We start from the raw sequence: 21,247 nt of genomic DNA, 5'->3' as shown, positions 1-21,247 counted from the left end.
TTGTGTGGGGTTGTAGCAGGCATAAAAAAACGGCCTGCGAAGGCCGTTTTTTGTTTACCGCAATGGCTTAACCACCGAGGTACGCTTCGCGCACTTTCGGGTCGGTCAGCAGCGCTTCACCGGTGCCAGTCATCACTACCCGGCCGTTTTCCAGAACGTACGCACGGTCAGCGATTTTCAGTGCCTGGTTGGCGTTTTGCTCCACCAGAAACACCGTCACGCCGTCCTTGCGCAGCTGCTCGATAATATCGAAGATCTGCTGGATGATGATCGGTGCCAGACCCAGCGATGGCTCGTCGAGCAGCAACAGCTTGGGCTTGCTCATCAGCGCACGGCCGATGGCGAGCATTTGCTGTTCGCCGCCCGACATGGTGCCGCCGCGTTGGGCGAAGCGTTCTTTCAGGCGTGGGAAAAGTCCGAGGACCTTGTCCATCTGTTCCTGATAATCGCCCTTGTCGGTGAAAAATCCCCCCATGGCGAGGTTCTCTTCCACGGTCAGGCGGGCAAACACCCGACGACCTTCCGGGACCACGGCGATGCTCTTGCGCATGATCTGCGACGAGTCCTGGCCAACGAGCTCCTCGCCCATGTAGCGGATGCTGCCGCTGTGGGCTTGCGGCGAACCGCAGAGAGTCATCAGCAGGGTCGACTTGCCCGCACCGTTGGCGCCGATCAGGGTCACGATCTCGCCCTGGCGAACTTCGACGTTGACGCTGTGCAGCGCCTGGATCTTGCCGTAGAAGGTGGAAACGTTTTCGAACTGCAGCATTTACGCTTCCCCCAGGTAGGCTTTGATCACTTCAGGATTGTCACGGATCTGTTCCGGCGTGCCGTCGGCCAGGGGCGTGCCCTGGTTGATCACGACGATGTGGTCGGAAATGCTCATGACCAGTTTCATGTCGTGTTCGATCAGCAGTACGGTGACGTTGTGCTCTTCACGCAGCACACTGATCAGCGCCTTCAGATCTTCGGTTTCCTTCGGGTTCAGGCCGGCGGCCGGTTCGTCGAGCATGAGGATCCGCGGGCGGGTCATCATGCAACGGGCGATTTCCAGACGACGTTGCTGGCCGTAAGCCAGGGTGCCGGCCGGACGGTTGGCGAATTCCTTGAGATTAACCTTTTCCAGCCAGTACTCGGCGAACTCCATGGCTTCGCGTTCGCTTTTGCGAAAGCCCGGCGTCTTGAACAGACCGGCCAGGAAGTTGGTATTCAGGTGACGGTGCTGGGCAATCAAGAGGTTCTCGACCGCGGTCATGTCCTTGAACAGCCGCACGTTCTGGAAAGTCCGCACCACGCCTTTGAGAGCGATCTTGTGGCCGGGCAGGCCCTCAATGGGCTCGCCGTCCAGCAGGATGCTGCCGCCGCTCGGTTTGTAGAAACCGGTCAGGCAGTTGAACACCGTGGTCTTGCCGGCGCCGTTGGGGCCGATCAGTGCCACCACCTGTTTTTCTTTCACGCTCAGGGCGACGCCGTTGACCGCCAGCAAGCCGCCGAAGCGCATGCTCAGATTTTCGACTTTAAGGATCTCGCGGCTCATTTGCGCAGCTCCATGTGAGGACGTTGCATGGGCAGCAGACCCTGAGGACGCCAGATCATCATCAGCACCATCAAGGCGCCGAACATCAACATGCGGTATTCACTGAATTCACGCATCATTTCCGGCAACAGGATCATCACTGTGGCGGCAAGTACGACGCCCAGTTGCGAGCCCATGCCGCCCAGCACCACGATGGCGAGGATGGTCGCCGACTCGATGAAGGTGAAGGACTCCGGTGTCACCAGGCCTTGGCGCGCGGCGAAGAAGCTGCCGGCGAAACCGGCGAACGCAGCACCGAGGGTAAAGGCCGATAGCTTGATGACCGTAGGATTGAGACCCAGCGCACGGCAGGCGATTTCGTCTTCACGCAGCGCTTCCCAGGCACGGCCCAGAGGCATGCGCAGCAAACGGTTGATGACGAACAGCGCGAACAGCGCCAGGAACAACGCCACCAGGTAAAGGAAGATCACCTTGTTGATCGAGTTGTACGGCAGGCCGAAGTATTCGTGGAACGTCTGCAGGCCTTCGGCAGCTTTGCGTTCGAAGGTCAGGCCGAAGAACGTCGGTTTCTCGATGTTGCTGATACCGTTCGGGCCGCCGGTGAGGTCGGTCAGGTTACGCAGGAACAGACGGATGATTTCACCGAAACCAAGCGTCACGATTGCCAGGTAGTCACCGCGCAAACGCAGCACCGGGAAACCGAGCAGGAAGCCGAAGGTGGCCGCCATCATCCCGGCGATCGGCAGGCAGATCCAGAAGCTCAGGCCGTAGTAATGCGACAACAGCGCATAACTGTAGGCGCCGACGGCATAGAAACCGACGTAGCCCAGGTCGAGCAAGCCGGCCAGGCCGACCACGATGTTCAGGCCCAGGCCGAGCATCACGTAGATCAGCACCAGCGTGGCGATGTCCACCGCCCCGCGAGAGCCGAAGAACGGCCAGACCAGAGCACCAATGATCAACGCGATGATGATCCAGCGTTGGGTCGTCGGCAGGGTGAGGAAGTTACTGGCTTTGGCCGGGATCACCGGCAAGTTGGGCGAAGCTTTCCAGGCCGAGCTGATCTGCTGGTCGAACAGCACCCGCAGGAACATCAGCACCGAGCACACGGCGATGGTGATCAGCGTGGAAGTGCTAGTGCCATGGACTTCGAGGTTGATGCCGACAATGGTCAGTTTCAGACCCAATACCGGGTAGGCAACCGCCCACACCAGCAAGGCGCTGAACAACGCCTGTTTAAGATTCCTAGTCATACTTTCTCAACCTCCGGACGGCCCAGCAGGCCGGTTGGCCGGAACAACAACACCAGAACCAGCAGACCGAACGCCACGACGTCCTTGTACTGGTCGCCGAAGATATCGGCACCAAAGGCTTCCGCCACCCCAAGCACCAGCCCGCCGAGCATCGCGCCGGGAATGCTGCCGATACCGCCCAATACTGCGGCGGTGAAGGCCTTGAGGCCGACCAGGAAACCGGCGTTCGGGTTGATCACGCCGTATTGCATGCTCAGCAGCACGGCCGCGATGGCCGCCAGGGCGGCACCGATGACGAAGGTCAGGGCGATGATGTTGTTGGTGTTGATGCCCAAGAGGTTGGCCATCTTGATGTCTTCGGCACAGGCGCGGCAGGCGCGGCCCAGGCGAGAACGGGAGATGAACAGCGTCAGGCCGAGCATGGCGACCAACGTCACCACGAACACCACGATTTGCATGTAGGAAATCAGCACTTCATGTGCGCCACCTGGCCCGATGGCGAAGTTGCCGGGGATCAGGTTGGAGATGGATTTGTCCTTGGAGTCTTGCGACAGCAGAACCGTGTTCTGCAGGAAGATCGACATGCCGATGGCGGAAATCAGCGGGATCAGACGGTTGCTGCCGCGTAGCGGGCGGTAGGCGATCCGTTCGATGCTGTAACCATAGGCACTGGTCACGACGATGGTCGCGATGAAAGCCGCGGTCATCAACAGCGGGACACTGTCGAGTCCCAGCATGGCCAGCCCGGCGATGGCGATGAACGCCACGTAAGAGCCGATCATGTACACCTCGCCGTGGGCGAAGTTGATCATTCCAATGATGCCGTAAACCATCGTATAGCCGATGGCGATCAGGGCATACGTGCTGCCAACGGTCAGACCGTTAACCAGCTGTTGGAAGAAATGATAAATGTCAGGCATTACAGCGCTCCTAAAAACCTGATACGCATTTCACTGGTGGAGTCATTTTCCCGCTCGAGCCCCGTGGATCTGCATCCACTTCGAATTCGAGGTTTGCCAGCGAACCGCTGATGACGGTTTTGAGATTTTCAGGTGGGAAGACCGGCGGATCACGCCAGCGCAGCCCAATACGTTCGTAAAATAAAGCCCACGGCACGCCGTGGGCTTTATTGGCAGTCAGTCAGGCCAGGCCTTACTGAGGCGAAACTTCAGTTTTAGGTTTGCCGAAGTGCCACTGGTAAACCACGAATTTGAAGTCCTTCAGGTCGCCCTTCTCGTCGAAAGACAGGTCGCCAGTCGGGGTTTTGAACGTGCCTTTGTGGATAGCTTCAGCCACTTTGGTGGTGTCTTCGCTCTTGGCGGCCTTGATGCCTTCGGCGATGACTTGCACAGCCGAGTAGGCCGGGAACACGAACGGACCGCTCGGGTCTTCTTTCTTGGCTTTGAACGCATCAGCCAGGGCGATGTTGGCCGGATCCTGGTCGAAGGACTTCGGCAGGGTCACCAGCAGGCCTTCGGAAGCTTCCTTGGCAATCTGCGAAATGGAGTCGTTACCCACGCCTTCCGGACCCATGAACTTGGCTTTCAGGCCTTTTTCCTGGGATTGACGCAGGATCAGACCCAGCTCTGGGTGGTAGCCGCCGTAGTAGACGAAGTCGACGTTGGCTTGCTTGAGCTTGGAGACCATCGAAGAGAAGTCTTTGTCGCCGGCGTTGATGCCTTCGAACACGGCAACCTTGACGCCTTTCTTCTCGAGGGTGGTTTTAACGGCGCTGGCGATGCCTTCACCGTATTGCTGTTTGTCGTGCAACACAGCAACGATTTTCGGTTTGACGTGATCGGCGATGTAGTTACCGGCGGCAGGGCCTTGGGCGCTGTCCAGGCCGATAGTACGGAAGATCATCTTGTAGCCGCGAGTGGTGATGTCCGGGCTGGTGGCAGCCGGAGTGATCATGATCACGCCTTCGTCTTCGTAGATATCGGACGCCGGTTGAGTGGAGCTGGAGCACAGGTGACCCACCACGAACTTGACGCCGTCGTTGACGACTTTGTTCGCAACGGCAACCGCTTGTTTTGGATCGCAGGCATCGTCGTATTCAACGGCTTCGAGCTTCTTGCCGTCGACGCCGCCCTTGGCGTTGATTTGTTCGATGGCCATTTTCGAGCCACTGAACTGCATGTCGCCGTATTGGGCTACAGGGCCGGTTTTAGGGCCGGCGATGCCGATCTTGATGGTGTCAGCGGCGAACGAATGGCTGGCAACCCCGGCCAGAACCATAGCGGCAAACAGTTTTGAAATCTGCTTAGTAGCCTTAGTCATAGTGCTCCACTCTTACTGTTGTAGTTTTTATAGTCCTGGCGCCGTAGCAGCAGAACCGGGTCAGATATCGTTGATATCCTCCGGAAAATGCCCCCGGCAACTGTACCGGTACAGTGTAGAGCGCCGATTGTCAGCCTGGGAAGGCAGCGCCGGGGGGCAAAACCTGAGGGTGTCGCTTTATTGAAAGAAAAAGACAGAATCACGGCGGGATGTTAGCTGGCTACTACTTGAATTCAGCTGCATTCCTTGGCTTTCCTACGTTTTTCAATCGGTAACGCAATTGCATCCGGGTTTTTCTGGCGCATGACCGACGTTATCATTCACGTCGATTTTTCTTTGCGGACACGAACCCATGATTCAAGAACCTAGCACCCTCTATGCCAAGCTGCTTGGTGAGACCGCATCTATTACCTGGAAAGAGTTGGAGCCATTCTTCGCCAAGGGTGCCCTATTGTGGGTCGATTCCGGCCTGGATTTGATCGCGGTGGCAGAGGCGGTAGCAACCGATGAAGGCGAGAAAGTCGCTGCCTGGCTGGCCGCCGACAAGGTCGCCAAGCTGTCTGAAACGCGGGCGCTGGATATTTTCGAGCGCGATCCCGAGCTGTGGGCCGTGGTCGTTTCACCGTGGATTCTGATCCAGGAAAGGGCGACGAGTTGAACGTTTGCACTTAATTGGTGCGCTACGTTGCCGGTTAAAAGTGTGTAGCCGCGTAGCGTGGTGGCATGTTGCCGTAGAGAAAGGCCACAGAAGGGTCTTGGCGAGGGTGACGTAAACGTAACGGGAACAGTTTATTGAGCAGCCGACGGGCTGCTTAATTGTGATCGTTCCCACGCTCCGCGTGGGAATGCAGCCCGGGACGCTCTGCGTCCCAAAACGGACGCAGAGCGTCCATTGAGGCATTCCCACGCAGAGCGTGGGAACGATCGACAGTAGGTGAGTTAAGCCGTCTTGCCCGTATGGTTATTCAGCGAAATAACCTTGGTCTTGCCAATCCGGTGACGATAGATCTCACGCAAATATTTGATCGACTTCTTCACGCAATCCCGGGACAAGCGAATGTCATTGATCGAGACAAACTTGTCCTTGTCGTTGATCAGCTCGCGGTACTTCTTCTCGTACATCGGTTTGATCGCGTACCAGTTGGTATCGAGGATTTTCGCCGGGTTTTCGAATTCGTTGAGCAACTCGTCGATACGGTCTTCGTCGAAGTCTTCACTGATGATGAAGTCCAGGATCGAGTTGTCCAGCGTCTCGTCGAAGCGGTAGGGGTTTTTCGCAAAGCAGCGCTTGATGAAGGCCACGATCAGGGTCAGGAAGTCGTCCGACAGGCATGGGCTCTTGGCGATCAGCGTGGTCAGCGACAAATTGGCCGAGGCGCCGATTACCAACGCGTAACGCTTGAGCGTGGTGTTGGGGAACAGGCTGTTGAGGTGGGTCTTCAACCGGTTCAGGTCCATGTAGGAAAGCTTGTAGTCCTTGGGCAAGGACACAATCGACACCACCGACGAACAATTCTTGAAGAAGTGCAGGTCGTGCAACGCGGCGGCGTCATAGCCCGAATTCTTGTACTGCTCAAGCGAGGCGCGATAGCGCTTGGACTCGATCGGCAACAGGCTGATGCCTTCGATCGCCTGCGTGACCTTGTTGAAGTGCGGCAGGTCGATGGAGCGGAAGAACAGGTCGTCGATATTCAGACGCTGCGGCTCTTTCTCGAACACCTTGAACTTGTCGCTGCTCGGCGGCGGGGTTTCTGGCACGACGGATTCGGCGTAGGCAATTGCCACAGGGCCGGCCAGGCTCATGAACAGGTCGTTGGCGTCCAGGCGAATGGTTTCACCGATGTCGATGCCGGCACGACGGAAATAGTTCTGGTCGTAGTCGGTAGTGACCGCCTGCGCCGTCAGAATGTTGAAGATCTGTTGTGAGATGTACTGGTTGGCGTGCTTTTCCATGGCATTGACATCAATGTTCTGGATGTTGCCGTCATCGCTTTCTTCGGCATAACGCATGATGTCGTTGGAGATCAGCATCATCGCGTTCCATGGGCGGATACGGCCCATGACGCTGGCTTCGCTGCTGTCTTCGTTGGCGAAGTTGTAGGAGAAGTCCCACTCTTCCGACAGGTATTTGCACAGCAGGCGACCGGCATTGATGTGCAGCGCCTCGGACATTTCGCTGCGGTGATCGGAGATGTTCGGCAACACGCAAATGCCACTGGTGAAGATCGGCTCGAAGACGAAGGAATGACCGCTTTTGCTGTCGTGTTCGTCCATCGGTTTGGTGTCGAACGTCTTGTTCATGTACGAGTGCTGCTGGGCCAGGCCGAACTCCGAGGCCATGCCCGAACCGGTACCGCCGCCGGCACTGAAGATGGAGAAATACAGGCGCGACTGGTTCGCCTTGATCCCGCAGCTGTCGATCAGGTAGGAATGAATCATCTTCCAGTCAGGGCTGGAGAACCGCTGGGTATCCTTGTTCAGGATGATCTTGGCCAGGTACTGGCCGAGGATCGGCGCGTTACCGGCGCCACCGGCGTGGACTTCCGACAAATCCATGATCTTCATTTTGCTGTAATCGCGCAGAAAGCCGCTTTTTTCGCCCTTGCGCGAGAAACGGATGCGGCCGGCGATGTCCTTGTCCAGGTCGCCGAGCATCACCAGCGGCTCGACCAGAAACACCGGTTTGCTGGCCTTGTTCGACCCCAGGCGCAGGTTGTTGCGTATCCATTGCGCCGGGCTGTAGCCCTTTTCGGCGTAGCGTTTGTCTGGCGACAGGCGATCTTCGTTGTTGAATTCGTTGAGGTAGAACTTACGGGCGTTGTACACCAGTTCCGCCACGTCCAGCGCGATGTTCGAACCACAGCGACCCAGGCCGATCAGGCACACCGACGGGAATTCCTGATCGCTGTGTTGTTCGTTGTCGCCTTCCAGATGGGGCGGGCGCGGGAATACCATGTCGCGCAGGCCGTCGAGGTTGTCGAGGATGCGGTCGGTATTGGTTTCGGTGAAGTACAGGTATTGCTGGGTCGCCAGCGGACGCGACGGGGTCAATGGCTTCGACGAGGAGGGGCTGTTCGCCGCGGGGCTCAGGGTCAGGTCGGATACCGCGGTTGCCGGATTATTTTTAGAAGTCATTGTGCGCCATATACCTGGACTGGTCGGCTCGGCGACAAGTGTCATCGAGTCATCACGGAATGAGATCTCGCGTCTTTGTACAGCGCGAATGTGGCCCAAGCGTCAGGGTCTTGGACCTGTGCATCGCTCGGGGGAATCCTTTCCTTGGTCATGCTGGATCGGCCAATATTCGATGATCTTTAATCAAAAGGAGGCTAAATGATGGCAACGTTGCCAGCGCTGGGGTTTGCCGGAATCGGTTTGATGGGCTTGCCAATGTGCCGACGCCTGTTGGCGGCGGGTTATCCGCTGACGGTGTGGAACCGTAACCCTGACAAGTGCGCCGCGCTGGTCGAGGCCGGCGCGCGGCAAGTGGCGACACCGGCCCAATTGTGCTCACACGCTGATGTGGTGATGCTGTGTCTGGCCGACACCGCTGTTGTACAGGAAGTGATGTTTGGCGCGGCAGGCGTTGCCGAGGGGGCGAAAAGCGGCCAGTTACTGGTGGATTTTTCCAGCCTGGAACCCACGGCGACGCGGGAAATGGCGAATGCACTGGCCAGTAAAACCGGCATGAGTTGGCTCGATGCGCCGGTCTCCGGTGGAGTGGTCGGTGCCCAGGCCGGCAGCCTGGCGATCATGGTCGGTGGCGAGGCGGCAGACCTTGAGCGCGTGCGTCCGGTGTTGCTGACCCTGGGCCAGCGCGTGACTCACATGGGCGCTGTCGGTGCGGGGCAGGTGACCAAGGCCTGCAATCAGATGATCGTGGCGTGCAATGCCCTGGTCATTGCCGAAGTGGTGGCCCTGGCTGAGCGTTCCGGCGTCGACGCCGGGCTGATCGCCGAGGCGCTCGCCGGTGGTTTCGCCGATTCAAAACCGCTGCAGATTCTTGCGCCGCAAATGGCCGACAGCCATTTCGAACCGGTGAAATGGCACGTACGCACGCTGCTCAAGGATCTGGACACTGCTGTGAAATTTTCCCGTGAACAGGGTTCGGCCACACCGATCAGCGGATTGGCCGCACAACTGATGCGCCTCCATGGGGGCCAGGGTTACCTGGAAAAGGATCCGTCGACGCTAGTGCAGTTGTACCGTGAGCCAAACTCAAAGGATTGACGGTGTGCATGTGCTTGCGCTGATTGATTTCGGCCAGCACTGGACGCAACTCGGCCAGCGGCACCGGACGGCTGAGCAGGTAGCCCTGAACGAAATCGCAGCCATGGCGTTCGAGAAAGTCGTATTGCTCCAGGGTTTCGACGCCTTCGGTGACGACCTGTAAATGCAGGGTATGCGCCATGACGATAATGGCCTGGACGATTTCCATGTCCTGGGTAGCCTTGGGGATGTCCTGAATGAACGAGCGGTCGATCTTCAACGTGTTTAATGGCAGGCGCTTGAGGTAGGCCAGGGATGAATAGCCGGTGCCGAAGTCATCGATCGACAACGAGACCCCGAGGGCGCGAATCTGGCGCAGCAACACCAGGGTGTTGCTGATATTGCCCATCAGCGCATTCTCGGTCACTTCCAGTTCAAGGCGCTGTGGTGTTACCCCGAAGGCGTGCAGGGCGTGTTCGATTTCGTCGGCCAGTTCTTCTCGCGCCAGGTTCAAGGGTGAGCAATTCACTGCAATTTTGAGTTCTTCGCAATCGGGATGGGACAGCTCGCTCAAGTCCTCGCAAGCCTTGCGCAGCACCCAGTTGTCGAGTTCGCCGATCAGGCCGTTGGCTTCGGCAATGGTGATGAATCGGTCCGGTGTGAGCAACCCGTGAACCGGATGTTGCCAGCGAATCAGCGCTTCAAGTTTGCTGACCTGGCCGATTCTCAGGTCATAAATCGGTTGGTAATACAGCATCAAGCCGATGTTTTCGCGCAGGGCATACCGCAGTTCTTCTTCAAGTTGTAACTCCAGGGTGGCGCGGGTTTTCAGGTTCGCACTGAAAAAATGCAGGGCGTTACGGCCGCCATCCTTGGACTGGTAAAGCGCCAGGTCGGCGTTTTTCAGCAGTTCTTCGCACGTCTTGCCGTCTTCGGGAAACAGGCTGATGCCGATGCTGGTGGTCATGACCATGCGCCGTCCCGACAATTCGATGGGTTCCTTCATTTTCAGCATGATGCGCTGGGCCATCTGCCGCGCTTCTTCACGGTCATACAAGGTGATGAGGATGCAGAATTCGTCGCCGCCGAAGCGCGCAACCACGTCTTCATGACTGCGCACTGCAGTCTTGATATGGCCGGCCAGAACTTTAAGCAATTCGTCACCGGCGTCATGGCCGAGGCTGTCATTGATCCGCTTGAAATGGTCGATGTCGAGGAACATCACCGCCAGCATGCCGCCTTCATTGGTTTTCTGGATGAGTTTCTCGGCGAAGATCTGATTGAAGCCTCGTCGGTTGATCAGGCTGGTCAAGGGGTCGTAATGCGCCACCTGTTGCAGCGACAGGCGTGCCTGATCCAGTTGACTGAGCAGGGCGTTGACCCGTTGCAGGTCATGCTCTTTGTGTTGCAGCTTCTTGTCGGCCCATGCAGCGGTAATGACGCTGCCGATGATCAGCAGCGTCATTACCGCCACCGTCAGACCCAGTTGCATGTGATTGTTGTCGCCGGGCAGCGGCCCGAGGCTGCCGGCGGGCAGCACGAGGCTGAACGCCGCCATGCCGGTGAAATGCATGCTTACGATGCCAGCCCCGAGCACCAGGCTGGCGGTGTATTTGAGCAATTGATGAAACACGCCGGCGCCATCGCGCAAGTGACTGGAAATCAACAGCGCCGCCAGGCTGGCACCGATGGCGATCACAATGGAGAGCGCGAACAGAACAGGTTGGTAGTAAGCCATCGCATTCGATCGCAGAGCGGCCATACCCACGTAATGCATGGTTGCGATGCCCAGGCCGATCCACACGGCGGCCTGCAAGTATTGCCAGAAATTGAGCTGAGGATGACTGAGGGTATGCATGGCCAGGCATGCGGCGATCAGGACGAACAACAGCGAGAGCAGGATAGTGGGCAAGTGGTAATGGATTTCGATCGGCGCCTGGAACGCCAGCATGCTGATGAAATGCATGGCCGAAATACCGACCGCCAGACACCCGGCACCGACCCAGCGCCAAAGTCGCTGGGTGGCGGGTTTTTCCACTTGGCCGACCCGCTCGGTCATGCCCAGTGTGGCGAAACCGGTCGCGCAAGCCACTAGATAGGCCAGCAAGACCAAAAACGGGTTATGGCTGCAATCGAGTATGACCTGCCCCTTCTCCGGTAGCCCGGTCATGAAATGCAAACCAAGCCACTCCATAGCATGTCCCGTCTCTGAATTCCCTGGCCTGCGCCGTGCACGCTGGCGAATGCTTGCAGTATAGAGGCCTTGAAAGGAGCGCAAGCGGTGATGGCACCTTAGTACCAATGTTTTTGGAATGGCATTTAGAACGATTGGAAATAAATTGTTTCATGGCTCGCAATGGCTGCCATGGATGGGTATCAGCATTACGAATAATTACAGACAGTTCGGGTGCGCCTGACTAGATTGACGGTTCCGGGCTCGAATGCGCTGGCAGTGAAGCCCCAATAACAATAAAGAGACGGACCCATGCAGAACTCGACCCAAGCGGCGAATGCCTGGCGCATTCTGTTCCTGCTGTTCCTGGCCAACCTGTTTAACTTCTTCGATCGCACCATCCCGGCCATCATCATCGAGCCGATCCGCATGGAATGGCGCCTCAGTGATTTTCAACTGGGGATCATCGGCACCGCATTCACCATCGTTTACGCCATTGCCGGCTTGCCCCTTGGCCGATTGGCCGATACCGGTTCGCGTAGCAAGTTGATGGGCTGGGGCCTGGCAACCTGGAGCGGGCTGACGGCGGTCAACGGGCTGGTGGGCAGTTTCTGGAGTTTCCTGATCGTGCGCATGGGCATCGGCATCGGTGAAGCCAGTTACGCACCCGCCGCCAATTCACTGATCGGCGATTTGTTCCCGGCTCATCGTCGGGCTCGGGCCATGGGCATTTTCATGCTGGGGTTGCCGTTGGGGTTGCTGCTGGCGTTCTTCACCATCGGCTGGATGGTCAAGGCGTTCGACAGCTGGCGCGCGCCGTTCTTTATCGCGGCGGTACCGGGGCTGATCCTGGCGGTGTTCATGTTCTTCATCAAAGAGCCCAAGCGCGGCGCGGCGGAAAACGTGCAAGTGTCTCAGGAACGCGTGGACCGGCCGATCCGTCGAGTGCTGGCGGTGCCGACTTTCCTGTGGCTGGTCATGGCGGGGCTGTGTTTCAACTTCGCGACTTATGCCTGTAACTCGTTTCTGGTGCCGATGCTGCAGCGATATTTTCTGATGCCGTTGCAGGATGCAGCCGTGGCGACCGGGGTGATCGTTGGGGTAACCGGGCTGTTCGGCCTGACGCTCGGCGGCTGGATTGCTGACAAGATTCACCAGCGCGTAGCCAATGGTCGGCTGCTGTTCGCGGCGTTCAGCCTGATCATTTCGACCGTATGCACCGCTTGGGCGCTGCACGCCGGACGCATCGAGATCGGCGTATTTGTCGCGGTATTCAGCCTGGGTTGGCTGTTTGCCTACAACTTCTATACCTGCGTGTACACGGCGATCCAGGACGTGGTCGAACCGCGCCTGCGCGCTACGGCCATGGCGTTGTTCTTCGCCGGTCTGTATTTGCTGGGCGGCGGATTGGGGCCGGTGGTGGTCGGCGGTTTGTCCGATCACTTCGCCCATCGTGCGATGCTTTCGGCGGGTGCCGAACAGATGACCGAGGCGTACAAGGCGGTCGGTTTGCATGACGCGATGTACCTGATCCCGGTGGCGCTGTTCTTTACCATGGTGTTTCTGTTTTTGGCCTCGCGGTGTTTTGTCAGGGATGCCAAGCGGATGAAAGAGGGGTTGGTGGCGGTGGTTGAGCCTGGGATTGCAGCGGCGCCCGCGGTTTAAGATCAAACGATCGCAGCCTTCGGCAGCTCCTACAGGGCGATCGTGATCGGCGCGCCCCTGTAGGAGCTGCCGAAGGCTGCGATCTTGGCGGCGGTTGTTTCACCACAGATCTTCAGAAAGCAAAAAGGCCCGCATCGCTGCGGGCCTTCTTGTTCCAGCGGTGGAGTAGGGGGATTAACCCGCCACCAACACCCGAATCGCTTCCAGTCGCAGCGCCGCTTTGTCGAGCATGGCCAGGCCTTGCTCACGTTGTTTGCGCAGGGCAACCAGTTCGCTGTCGCGCACGGTCGGGTTGATCGCTTGCAAGGCGGTCAGGCGTGCCAGTTCTTCGTCGGTATCCGCCGCCAGGCGACGTTGCGCCTCGGCCACGCGCTCGGCATGACGCGGGGTGATTTTCTCTTCGCCGGCGTTGATCCGTGGCGTCAGCTGGTCGCGCTGGGCCTGGATGAACTTGTTGGCGCTGGCGCGGGGTACGCTTTCCAGTTGATCGTTCAGGGTTTCGAACGACACTCGCGTCGACAGATCGTTGCCGTTGGCGTCGAGCAGGCAGCGCAAGGCCGCCGGTGGCAGGTAACGGCCCAACTGCAGCGAGCGCGGGGCAACCACTTCACTGACGTAGAGCAGTTCCAGCAACACGGTGCCCGGTTTCAGCGCCTTGTTCTTGATCAGTGCCACGGCGGTGTTGCCCATCGAGCCGGACAGGACCAGGTCCATGCCGCCTTGAACCATCGGGTGTTCCCAGGTGATGAATTGCATGTCTTCGCGAGACAGCGCCTGGTTGCGGTCATAGGTGATGGTCACGCCTTCGTCGTCGCCCAACGGGAAGCTGGCGTCGAGCATTTTTTCGCTTGGCTTGAGGATCAGTGCGTTTTCCGAATGGTCTTCGCTGTCGATGCCAAAAGCGTCGAACAGGGTTTCCATATAGATCGGCAAGGCGAACTGATCGTCTTGTTCGAGGATGGCCTCGACCAGCGCTTCACCTTCGCCGGCGCCGCCGGAATTGAGCTCCAGCAAGCGGTCGCGACCGGTGTGCAGTTCAGCTTCCAGACGCTCGCGTTCGGCGCGGGCTTCGTCGATCAGCGCTTGCCACTCGCCGTCATCGGCGGTTTCCAGCAGCGGCAACAGGCGCGGGCCGAACTGATGCTGCAAGGCGTTGCCGGTCGGGCAGGTATTGAGGAATGCGTTCAGCGCTTCGTGGTACCACTGGTACAGCCGCTCTTGCGGACTGGTCTCCAGGTACGGCACGTGCAGTTCGATGATGTGTTTCTGACCGATCCGGTCGAGACGACCGATACGCTGCTCCAGCAGGTCCGGGTGCGACGGCAGATCGAACAGCACCAGATGGTGCGAGAACTGGAAGTTGCGACCTTCACTGCCGATTTCCGAGCAGATCAGCACCTGAGCACCGAATTCTTCGTCGGCGAAGTAGGCGGCGGCGCGGTCACGCTCGAGGATGTTCATGCCTTCGTGGAAGACCGTGGCCGGAATGCCGGAACGCACGCGCAGGGCGTCTTCCAGGTCCATGGCGGTTTCGGCATGGGCGCAGATCACCAGCACTTTGGTGCGCTTGAGCATTTTCAGGGTGTCGATCAGCCACTCGACACGTGGGTCGAATTTCCACCAGCGCTCTTCTTCGTTGGCGTCCGGCTGGGCCTGGAAGCTGACTTCCGGGTACAGCTCGGCATGATCGCCCAATGGTAGTTCGAGGTATTCGGCCGGGCAGGGCAGCGGGTACGGGTGCAGTTTGCGCTCCGGGAAGCCCTGCACGGCGGCGCGGGTATTACGGAACAGCACACGGCCGGTGCCGTGACGGTCCAGCAATTCGCGGACCAGACGGGCGCTGGCTTCGGTATCGCCATCGTTGACGGCGGCTAGCAGGGCTTCGCCTTCGTTGCCGAGGAAACCGTGGATGGTCTTGTGCGCTTCAGGCGACAGGCGCCCCTTGTCCAGCAGCTCCTGAACGGCTTCGGCCACCGGGCGATAGTTTTCGCTCTCGGCGCGGAAGGCGTGCAAGTCATGGAAACGGTTCGGATCGAGCAGGCGCAAACGCGCAAAGTGACTGTCCTGACCCAGTTGTTCCGGGGTCGCGGTCAGCAGCAACACACCAGGAATGACTTCGGCCAGTTGCTCCACCAGCGAATACTGAGGGCTGACCTGGTCTTCATGCCACACCAGGTGGTGCGCTTCGTCGACCACCAGCAAATCCCAGCCGGCGGCGAACAACGCGTCCTGGGCTTTCTCGTCATCTACCAGCCATTCGAGCGCAACCAGTGCGAGCTGGGTGTCTTCGAACGGGTTGGCGGCATCGCTTTCGATGAAGCGTTCTTCGTCGAACAGCGCGACTTGCAGGTTGAAGCGGCGGCGCATCTCCACCAGCCATTGGTGCTGGAGGTTTTCCGGCACCAGGATCAATACGCGACTGGCGCGGCCCGAGAGCAGTTGGCGATGAATCACCAGACCGGCCTCGATGGTTTTGCCCAGGCCCACTTCGTCTGCCAGCAGAACCCGCGGCGCAATGCGGTCGGCGACTTCACGGGCAATGTGCAACTGGTGCGCGATCGGTTGCGCACGCGCGCCACCCAAGCCCCAAAGGGCGGATTGCAACTGGCGGCTGGTATGTTCCAGGGTGTGATAACGCAGGGAGAACCAGGCCAGCGGATCGATCTGGCCGGCGAACAGACGGTCACTGGCCAGACGGAATTGAATGAAATTCGACAGTTGGGTTTCCGGCAGGGTGACCACTTCGTTCTGCGCGTTGAGGCCGTGGTAGACCAGCAGGCCATCGACATCGTCGACTTCCTGGACGGTCAGTTTCCAGCCTTCGAAGTGAGTGATGCTGTCACCCGGCGAAAACCGCACGCGGGTGAGGGGCGCATTCCTTAGCGCGTACTGGCGAGTGTCGCCAGTGGCCGGATAGAGCACGGTCAACAAGCGGCCGTCCTGTGCCAGAACGGTGCCCAAACCCAGCTCGGCTTCGCTGTCACTGATCCAGCGTTGCCCCGGTTGATACTGCTGCGCCATGCTGCCTGACTCCCACCTTGAAAAAGCGGGCTATCTTAACGGAATGAGCCTTCAGGGCCAAAGGATTACATGCGCGCGCCGACGGAGGATGCGAACTTTTCAGACGCTGAAGATCAAAAGATCGCAGGCTGCGCCAGCTCCTGCGGTGCCAGGCTGATCACAAGTTTGTGACCGATGGCTCAAGTCGCCATTGCGGCAGCCGACAGCTTGCTGACAGGAGATTAATAATATGCTGCCACCGATGCTTCCCTTGAGCGCCGTACCGATCACGTCACAGCAGGATCCGGTTCGCCAGCGCCCGGATATCCCGCCCGTGGTGCCGGTGCAGGAAAGCTCCAACGAAAGCACCATCGACCTGCAAAAGCGCGATCCGGAGGAGGCAGGCCTGCAGCTGCGCGAGGAACAGCGTCGGCAACAGGAACGGGAGCGTCGCCGTCGTGAGGCTGATGAAGATCCTGAAGAGCACCTGGCGATTCCCGGTAATGAGCTCAATGCCGACAACACCGTACCGGTGGTGCCGTTGATGGAGGATCAGCCGCGTCAGGGGTTGTGGGTCGATATCGAAATCTGAATGCCGGATTACTGGTCAGCGCACTCGCCAGACCGCATTATTGGCGTAATCCTGTCGCCTTTATCGGCAGTTGAATTCATTTCCAAGCGATGCACTGAACGCCATGAGCCAAGATGACAAGCTGATTGACCTCAATACCGAACGCGCCAAGCGGGTTCATGACCTTAATGAAAAGCGCTTGAACGAAGTGCGCCAGGCGTTCGAGCAGGCGATGCCGTTGGGCAAAGCGAAGAAAAAGCCGAAGAACAAACCGAAAAAGCGTTGAAACACCCTGCATCGATTGATGCAGGTCAGTTATTCCCCTTCCTTTTACGCCCTTGTAGGGCGGCATTGATCCCGGTCAATTTTCTCTCCTGCCTGATTGGTTAACTTAGCGCCATCGCAACAGGGCAAGTGCAGGAGGCCAGTCATGTTTTTTGACAACGTGGTGATCGCCGGAGTGCTGACTGTCGGCCTCATGGTTCTGTTTTTTGCAGGGTTTGGATTTTTTATCTGGAAGGATTCGCACAAGCGGAAAAAACCGTAGGGTCTTTCTGGAGCAATGAGCACGCAAGGCATTTTGGGCGACTTCGGTCGCCCTTTTTTTTGTCCGCAGTTCGATCGTTCCCACGCTCTGCGTGGGAATGCCTCAAGGGACGCTCCGCGTTCCAGCTCTCGAAAGGGACGCGGAGCGTCCCGGGCTGCATTCCCATGCAGAGCGTGGGAACGATCTAATACCGAAATGCGGGCAATAAAAAAGGCGCGAACCTCACGGAACGCGCCTTTTTTTATGCCGCTGTGTATCAGCTAGCCAGAGCCTTCGACGCCAGCCAGAACAGGCCGGCCGACAATGCCACGGTGGCTGGCAGGGTCAGGACCCAGGCCAGCAGGATGGTTCTGACGGTGCCACCTTGCAGGCCGCTTTTGTTCGCGACCATGGTGCCGGCCACACCTGAAGACAGGACGTGGGTAGTGGAAACCGGCAGGCTGAAGATGTTCGCCGCGCCGATCATGCACGCTGTGGTGATCTGCGCCGACATGCCTTGGGCGTAGGTCATGCCTTGCTTGCCGATTTTCTCGCCGATGGTCAGGACCACGCGTTTCCAGCCGACCATGGTACCCAGGCCGAGGGCCAGTGCGACCGCCAGAATCACCCAGAACGGGGCATATTCGGTGGTGGTGGTCAGGTCTTTGCGCAGTTTGTCCAGGTCGGCTTTTTCACGGGCAGCGAGGCCTGGCAGCTTGGCGACTTTCTTCGCAGTGTCGTCCAGGCAGAGCAGGTAGCGACGTACTTCGATACGGCTTTCCGACGGCAACGAATGGTAGTCGGCTACACCTTTAAGGGTGCCAAGCAGCGCTGAAATGGTCGGTTCGGTCTGTTGCGGGTTGCAACGGAATTTCTCCGGCAGATCGCCTTTCACGCTTTTGCCCAGTGCCAGGAACTCACCCAGGGATTCGCGGTTGCGCTCGTAGAACTGGCTCAGGTGCAGGGTCGCATCGCGAGTACGTTCGATCTGATAGGTGGTGCTGTTCAGGTCGAGAACGAACTGTGCCGGTACGATACCGATCAGCACCAGCATGATCAGGCCGATACCTTTCTGGCCATCGTTCGAGCCATGCACGAAGCTGACGGCCATCGCCGAAATCACCAGCACCAGACGGTTCCAGAATGGTGGGTGTTTCTTGTCGTCGATCTTGCGGCGCTGTTCCGGTGTCTTGTGCATCTTGGACAGCGGACGCCACCATTTAAGACTGATCAGCACCAGGGCGGCGATCAGGAAACCGGCCATTGGCGAGAACACCAGGGAGGCACCGATATCAATCGCTTTCTGCCAGTTCACGCCATCGGCCAACGGAATATCGTTGATCAGGGCGTTGGCCAGGCCGACACCGAGGATCGAACCGATCAACGTATGCGAGCTGGAGGCGGGGATACCGAAGTACCAGGTGCCCAGGTTCCAGGTGATGGCGGCGGCGAGCAACGAGAACACCATGGCCAGTCCGTGACCGGTATTCACATTGATCAGCAGTTCTACCGGCAGCAAATGGACGATGGCATACGCCACGCCCACACCGCCCAGCAGCACGCCGAGGAAGTTGAACACACCGGAAAAGAACACCGCCAGATGAGGCGGCATGGCTTTGGTGTAGATAACAGTGGCCACCGCGTTTGCGGTGTCATGAAAGCCGTTGATGAACTCGAAGGCGAGGACAAAAGCCAGGGCGAGGAAGAGGCTCACAAGCACCCAAGCATCCAGTCCGCTGAATAAATCGATCATGAAGGTTTTCTGACCCGGTCGTAAGGGGGCGCGATTATGCCAGAAAAGATGGGTAATCGATGCACTAGCTGCTCATCGGTTACATTCTTCAACGAATTAATTTGTAGCAATCCCTCGGGCCCCAGGTTTTTTCGGGGTTTTACAAGTCATTGAATTGACTTGCAAAGGCCGTAGCCACAAGGGTTTCTCCCGGCAGGGCGAGAGGCTTGAACGCGTGTGTGAAATATCTGAGAAGAAGGTCGGACAGGAGCCATTTACCTCATCCAATGGATGAGGGGACCGCCGCCCGCTTGTAGCGGGCGCGAAAAGCATCATCGATACAACCCGCTTTTAACAGGTGTAGATGCAGGCTCTTGAAAGAATTCAAACCCAAGCAGTCATGGCTCTTCGGATTTGAGTTCCTTTTCCATCTTCTGCAATTCCTGAGAGAAGGCCTGGTCCTGAACGGTGGCGCGTTTACGCCAGGGTTTGCGTTCGGGTTCGGGCTGAGCGGCGTAGGTGGTGACTTCCCCGCCGTAAACTTCCTTGTAACGTTGTTCCTGGCGCTCAAGTTCCGCGCGCAGTTCGTCTTTCGTCACAGTGCTACCTGATTGAGTTGAGATTAATTCTGGTGAAACGCGCTGCATCGATTTATTGACCGCGTTCGTTGAAGGGACAATGCCTGACTCGGCATCGTTCCCTCGGAGCAATCAATTCGTCCTTGTTGCAGGCGGCCACGGCACCAGAGAAAAACAGCTGACGTAGCATCAGTCTCCTGTTTCAGCGAGCGCGTTGGCGGAGCATATGAAATGAGCGTCAGGCGCTTGCTGCGGACAGCGGCAATGGATATTGCGCTGCCGGTTGGCGAAATCGGCACGTAAAAAACCGATCGCCGTTGAGATGCATTATAGCGGTCGATCCGAAGAACACTATCTCTTGGGAGTTAAAAGTAGTTCCTCGTGTGTGATTGTTTTGTTACTCGCAAACTTTTACCGGCAACTACAGTGCCGTGATGCCAGTTACCGCGGTGACTTTCTGGCGTCATTAAGCCGAACGAATTAGTACACGGGTGCTTCTTTAAAACGCGACTGAAAATAACAAACGTATTGCACCGAGACTGAAAGCAGCAGGGCCCACACTCAGCAACCATGGATTGCGATTATCGATCCATGGTTCGATAATCGCCCAATCTTGGCGGCCGTAGGCTTGTGTGGCAGACCGGGAGCCGCTTGTAATAGTCGCTGATTCGTGTGGGAAACAACTATATGAACGATCAAATGCGCAATTCCTTCGCTTCAGTGGCACCGCCGATCGTTGCCTCGCCCGCCAAGCGAATCCAGGCGCTGACCGGTGACCCGGATTTCATGACCTCTTTGGCCCGTGGCCTGGCGGTGGTGCAAGCGTTCCAGGAACGCAAGCGGCACCTGACCATTGCGCAGATCAGCCATCGCACCGAAATTCCCCGCGCCGCTGTGCGACGTTGCCTGCATACGCTGATCAAGCTCGGTTACGCCACCACCGATGGGCGTACCTATTCGCTACTGCCCAAAGTACTGACCCTGGGCCACGCCTATTTGTCGTCGACGCCCTTGGCGGTTTCTGCCCAGCCTTATCTGGACCGCATGAGCGAGCAATTGCATGAGGCCTGCAACATGGCCACGCTGGAGGGCGATGACATTTTGTACATTGCGCGCTCGGCGACCACCCAGCGGCTGATTTCCGTCGACCTTTCGGTGGGCGGACGACTGCCGGCTTATTGCACGTCCATGGGCCGGATTCTTCTCGCCGCGCTGGACGATACGTCACTGCGTGAATACCTCGACCATGCCGAGCTGCAGGCCAAGACCAGTCGCACCTTGCATACGCCCCAGGCGTTGCTCGAATGCCTGCAAGAGGTACGGCAACAAGGTTGGTGCATTGTTGATCAGGAGTTGGAGCAGGGCCTGCGCTCAATTGCCGTTCCTGTGTACGACGCTTCTGGCCAAGTGGTGGCGGCCTTGAACGTCAGCACCCACGCCGGCCGGGTCAGTCGCAACGAGCTGGAGCAACGTTTCTTGCCCGGCCTGCTAAGCGCCAGTCGTGACCTGAGCGCGCAGCTCTTTGCCTAAGCTGTTCGATAAACGCACAGAGTCGCGTTTATCGAATTGACGCTCTTTCCCTCGGATCATTAATGTCGCGGCAGCGTCATCCGGCACTGTTGGCCTTAAGCCCGATCGCCGGATCATGCCCCCAATAATAATGAGAAGAGGCACCATCATGCGCACGTTTTCCGACCGTCGCTGTTCCCATCGGTTTAGCTGC

The 21,247-nt window shown here is 58.2% G+C and carries 17 protein-coding genes; 7 read left to right on the top strand and 10 right to left on the bottom strand.

What is annotated here, in order from left to right; all coding sequences use genetic code 11:
* Positions 1 to 67 precede the first annotated feature (67 nt).
* The 5 genes from FHW68_RS10655 to FHW68_RS10635 form a co-directional block, all read right to left on the bottom strand.
* The gene (locus FHW68_RS10655; protein ID WP_030128348.1) at positions 68 to 769 is read right to left on the bottom strand and encodes an ABC transporter ATP-binding protein; all 702 of its coding nucleotides are present in this window, start codon (positions 767 to 769) and stop codon (positions 68 to 70) included.
* Entirely contained in the window at positions 770 to 1,537 is a 768-nt protein-coding gene (gene livG / locus FHW68_RS10650; RefSeq protein WP_060541115.1) for a high-affinity branched-chain amino acid ABC transporter ATP-binding protein LivG, read from the bottom strand.
* A complete protein-coding gene (locus tag FHW68_RS10645) occupies positions 1,534 to 2,790 on the bottom strand; it encodes a high-affinity branched-chain amino acid ABC transporter permease LivM (RefSeq protein WP_095632389.1) in 1,257 nt (418 codons plus the stop codon). Before FHW68_RS10645 ends, livG begins: the two co-directional genes overlap by 4 nt.
* Positions 2,787 to 3,710, bottom strand: coding sequence for a high-affinity branched-chain amino acid ABC transporter permease LivH (livH, locus tag FHW68_RS10640; RefSeq protein WP_095632388.1), 924 nt, complete (start codon positions 3,708 to 3,710; stop codon positions 2,787 to 2,789). The genes FHW68_RS10645 and livH overlap by 4 nt, the downstream gene beginning before the upstream one ends.
* Positions 3,711 to 3,942: 232 nt before the next feature.
* Entirely contained in the window at positions 3,943 to 5,070 is a 1,128-nt protein-coding gene (locus FHW68_RS10635; RefSeq protein ID WP_095632387.1) for a branched-chain amino acid ABC transporter substrate-binding protein, read from the bottom strand.
* Positions 5,071 to 5,422: 352 nt separating this feature from the next.
* On the opposite strand from FHW68_RS10635, the gene FHW68_RS10630 reads away from it, so the two are divergent.
* Positions 5,423 to 5,728 carry a DUF2288 domain-containing protein gene (locus FHW68_RS10630; protein WP_095632386.1) on the top strand — a complete coding sequence of 102 codons (306 nt, stop codon included), beginning with the start codon at positions 5,423 to 5,425 and terminating at the stop codon, positions 5,726 to 5,728.
* Positions 5,729 to 6,009: 281 nt separating this feature from the next.
* Here the strand turns inward: FHW68_RS10630 and FHW68_RS10625 are convergent, their stop codons facing one another.
* The gene (locus tag FHW68_RS10625) at positions 6,010 to 8,205 is read right to left on the bottom strand and encodes a hypothetical protein (protein WP_183680333.1); all 2,196 of its coding nucleotides are present in this window, start codon (positions 8,203 to 8,205) and stop codon (positions 6,010 to 6,012) included.
* 198 nt (positions 8,206 to 8,403) lie between these two features.
* Here FHW68_RS10625 and FHW68_RS10620 point away from each other — a divergent pair, with 198 nt between their 5' ends.
* Positions 8,404 to 9,300 (top strand): NAD(P)-dependent oxidoreductase, encoded by an 897-nt coding sequence (locus FHW68_RS10620; RefSeq protein ID WP_183680331.1) that lies wholly within the window; start codon positions 8,404 to 8,406, stop codon positions 9,298 to 9,300.
* Here the strand turns inward: FHW68_RS10620 and FHW68_RS10615 are convergent.
* Positions 9,191 to 11,473 (bottom strand): bifunctional diguanylate cyclase/phosphodiesterase, encoded by a 2,283-nt coding sequence (locus FHW68_RS10615; protein ID WP_183680329.1) that lies wholly within the window; start codon positions 11,471 to 11,473, stop codon positions 9,191 to 9,193. The two genes, FHW68_RS10620 and FHW68_RS10615, sit on opposite strands and share 110 nt — an antisense overlap.
* 291 nt (positions 11,474 to 11,764) lie before the next feature.
* Here FHW68_RS10615 and FHW68_RS10610 point away from each other — a divergent pair, with 291 nt between their 5' ends.
* Entirely contained in the window at positions 11,765 to 13,117 is a 1,353-nt protein-coding gene (locus FHW68_RS10610) for an MFS transporter (protein WP_183680327.1), read from the top strand.
* Positions 13,118 to 13,291: 174 nt separating this feature from the next.
* Here FHW68_RS10610 and rapA read toward each other — a convergent pair whose 3' ends face one another.
* Positions 13,292 to 16,138 carry an RNA polymerase-associated protein RapA gene (rapA, locus tag FHW68_RS10605; RefSeq protein WP_183680325.1) on the bottom strand — a complete coding sequence of 949 codons (2,847 nt, stop codon included), beginning with the start codon at positions 16,136 to 16,138 and terminating at the stop codon, positions 13,292 to 13,294.
* Positions 16,139 to 16,367: 229 nt separating this feature from the next.
* Here rapA and FHW68_RS10600 point away from each other — a divergent pair, with 229 nt between their 5' ends.
* The 3 genes from FHW68_RS10600 to ccoM all read left to right on the top strand — a co-directional run bounded on the left by FHW68_RS10600 (position 16,368) and on the right by ccoM (position 17,235).
* Positions 16,368 to 16,709 carry an aspartate-semialdehyde dehydrogenase gene (locus FHW68_RS10600; protein ID WP_095632381.1) on the top strand — a complete coding sequence of 114 codons (342 nt, stop codon included), beginning with the start codon at positions 16,368 to 16,370 and terminating at the stop codon, positions 16,707 to 16,709.
* A 103-nt stretch (positions 16,710 to 16,812) separates the two neighbouring features.
* Positions 16,813 to 16,974 (top strand): hypothetical protein, encoded by a 162-nt coding sequence (locus FHW68_RS10595; protein ID WP_007906621.1) that lies wholly within the window; start codon positions 16,813 to 16,815, stop codon positions 16,972 to 16,974.
* 144 nt (positions 16,975 to 17,118) lie between these two features.
* Positions 17,119 to 17,235 (top strand): cytochrome c oxidase subunit CcoM, encoded by a 117-nt coding sequence (gene ccoM, locus FHW68_RS27430; RefSeq protein WP_007906619.1) that lies wholly within the window; start codon positions 17,119 to 17,121, stop codon positions 17,233 to 17,235.
* Between the two features lie 256 nt (positions 17,236 to 17,491).
* Here ccoM and FHW68_RS10590 read toward each other — a convergent pair whose 3' ends face one another.
* Entirely contained in the window at positions 17,492 to 18,967 is a 1,476-nt protein-coding gene (locus tag FHW68_RS10590) for an inorganic phosphate transporter (RefSeq protein WP_095632380.1), read from the bottom strand.
* 377 nt (positions 18,968 to 19,344) lie between these two features.
* Positions 19,345 to 19,545: a hypothetical protein gene (locus FHW68_RS10585; protein ID WP_183680323.1), complete on the bottom strand. Its 201-nt coding sequence runs from the start codon at positions 19,543 to 19,545 to the stop codon at positions 19,345 to 19,347.
* Between the two features lie 666 nt (positions 19,546 to 20,211).
* Between FHW68_RS10585 and pcaR the strand changes: the two genes are divergently transcribed.
* Positions 20,212 to 21,054, top strand: coding sequence for a pca regulon transcriptional regulator PcaR (gene pcaR / locus FHW68_RS10580; RefSeq protein ID WP_095632379.1), 843 nt, complete (start codon positions 20,212 to 20,214; stop codon positions 21,052 to 21,054).
* Positions 21,055 to 21,247: the final 193 nt, after the last annotated feature.

This window comes from Pseudomonas sp. Tn43 (assembly GCF_014192635.1).
Lineage (GTDB): Bacteria > Pseudomonadota > Gammaproteobacteria > Pseudomonadales > Pseudomonadaceae > Aquipseudomonas.
The sequence above is the reverse complement of the archived record's forward strand: the minus strand, read 5'-3'. Positions and strand labels throughout refer to the sequence as shown.

Bases quoted from the DNA above. Each gene is read 5' to 3' on its own strand.
- FHW68_RS10655 (WP_030128348.1), bottom strand. From the start codon at position 769: ATGCTGCAGTTCGAAAACGTTTCCACCTTCTACGGCAAGATCCAGGCG.
- FHW68_RS10620 (WP_183680331.1), top strand. From the start codon at position 8,404: ATGATGGCAACGTTGCCAGCGCTGGGGTTTGCCGGAATCGGTTTGATG.
- ccoM (WP_007906619.1), top strand. From the start codon at position 17,119: ATGTTTTTTGACAACGTGGTGATCGCCGGAGTGCTGACTGTCGGCCTC.
- FHW68_RS10600 (WP_095632381.1), top strand. From the start codon at position 16,368: ATGCTGCCACCGATGCTTCCCTTGAGCGCCGTACCGATCACGTCACAG.
- FHW68_RS10595 (WP_007906621.1), top strand. From the start codon at position 16,813: ATGAGCCAAGATGACAAGCTGATTGACCTCAATACCGAACGCGCCAAG.
- FHW68_RS10590 (WP_095632380.1), bottom strand. From the start codon at position 18,967: ATGATCGATTTATTCAGCGGACTGGATGCTTGGGTGCTTGTGAGCCTC.
- FHW68_RS10630 (WP_095632386.1), top strand. From the start codon at position 5,423: ATGATTCAAGAACCTAGCACCCTCTATGCCAAGCTGCTTGGTGAGACC.
- rapA (WP_183680325.1), bottom strand. From the start codon at position 16,138: ATGGCGCAGCAGTATCAACCGGGGCAACGCTGGATCAGTGACAGCGAA.
- FHW68_RS10610 (WP_183680327.1), top strand. From the start codon at position 11,765: ATGCAGAACTCGACCCAAGCGGCGAATGCCTGGCGCATTCTGTTCCTG.
- FHW68_RS10645 (WP_095632389.1), bottom strand. From the start codon at position 2,790: ATGACTAGGAATCTTAAACAGGCGTTGTTCAGCGCCTTGCTGGTGTGG.
- FHW68_RS10615 (WP_183680329.1), bottom strand. From the start codon at position 11,473: ATGGAGTGGCTTGGTTTGCATTTCATGACCGGGCTACCGGAGAAGGGG.
- FHW68_RS10625 (WP_183680333.1), bottom strand. From the start codon at position 8,205: ATGACTTCTAAAAATAATCCGGCAACCGCGGTATCCGACCTGACCCTG.
- livH (WP_095632388.1), bottom strand. From the start codon at position 3,710: ATGCCTGACATTTATCATTTCTTCCAACAGCTGGTTAACGGTCTGACC.
- pcaR (WP_095632379.1), top strand. From the start codon at position 20,212: ATGAACGATCAAATGCGCAATTCCTTCGCTTCAGTGGCACCGCCGATC.
- livG (WP_060541115.1), bottom strand. From the start codon at position 1,537: ATGAGCCGCGAGATCCTTAAAGTCGAAAATCTGAGCATGCGCTTCGGC.
- FHW68_RS10635 (WP_095632387.1), bottom strand. From the start codon at position 5,070: ATGACTAAGGCTACTAAGCAGATTTCAAAACTGTTTGCCGCTATGGTT.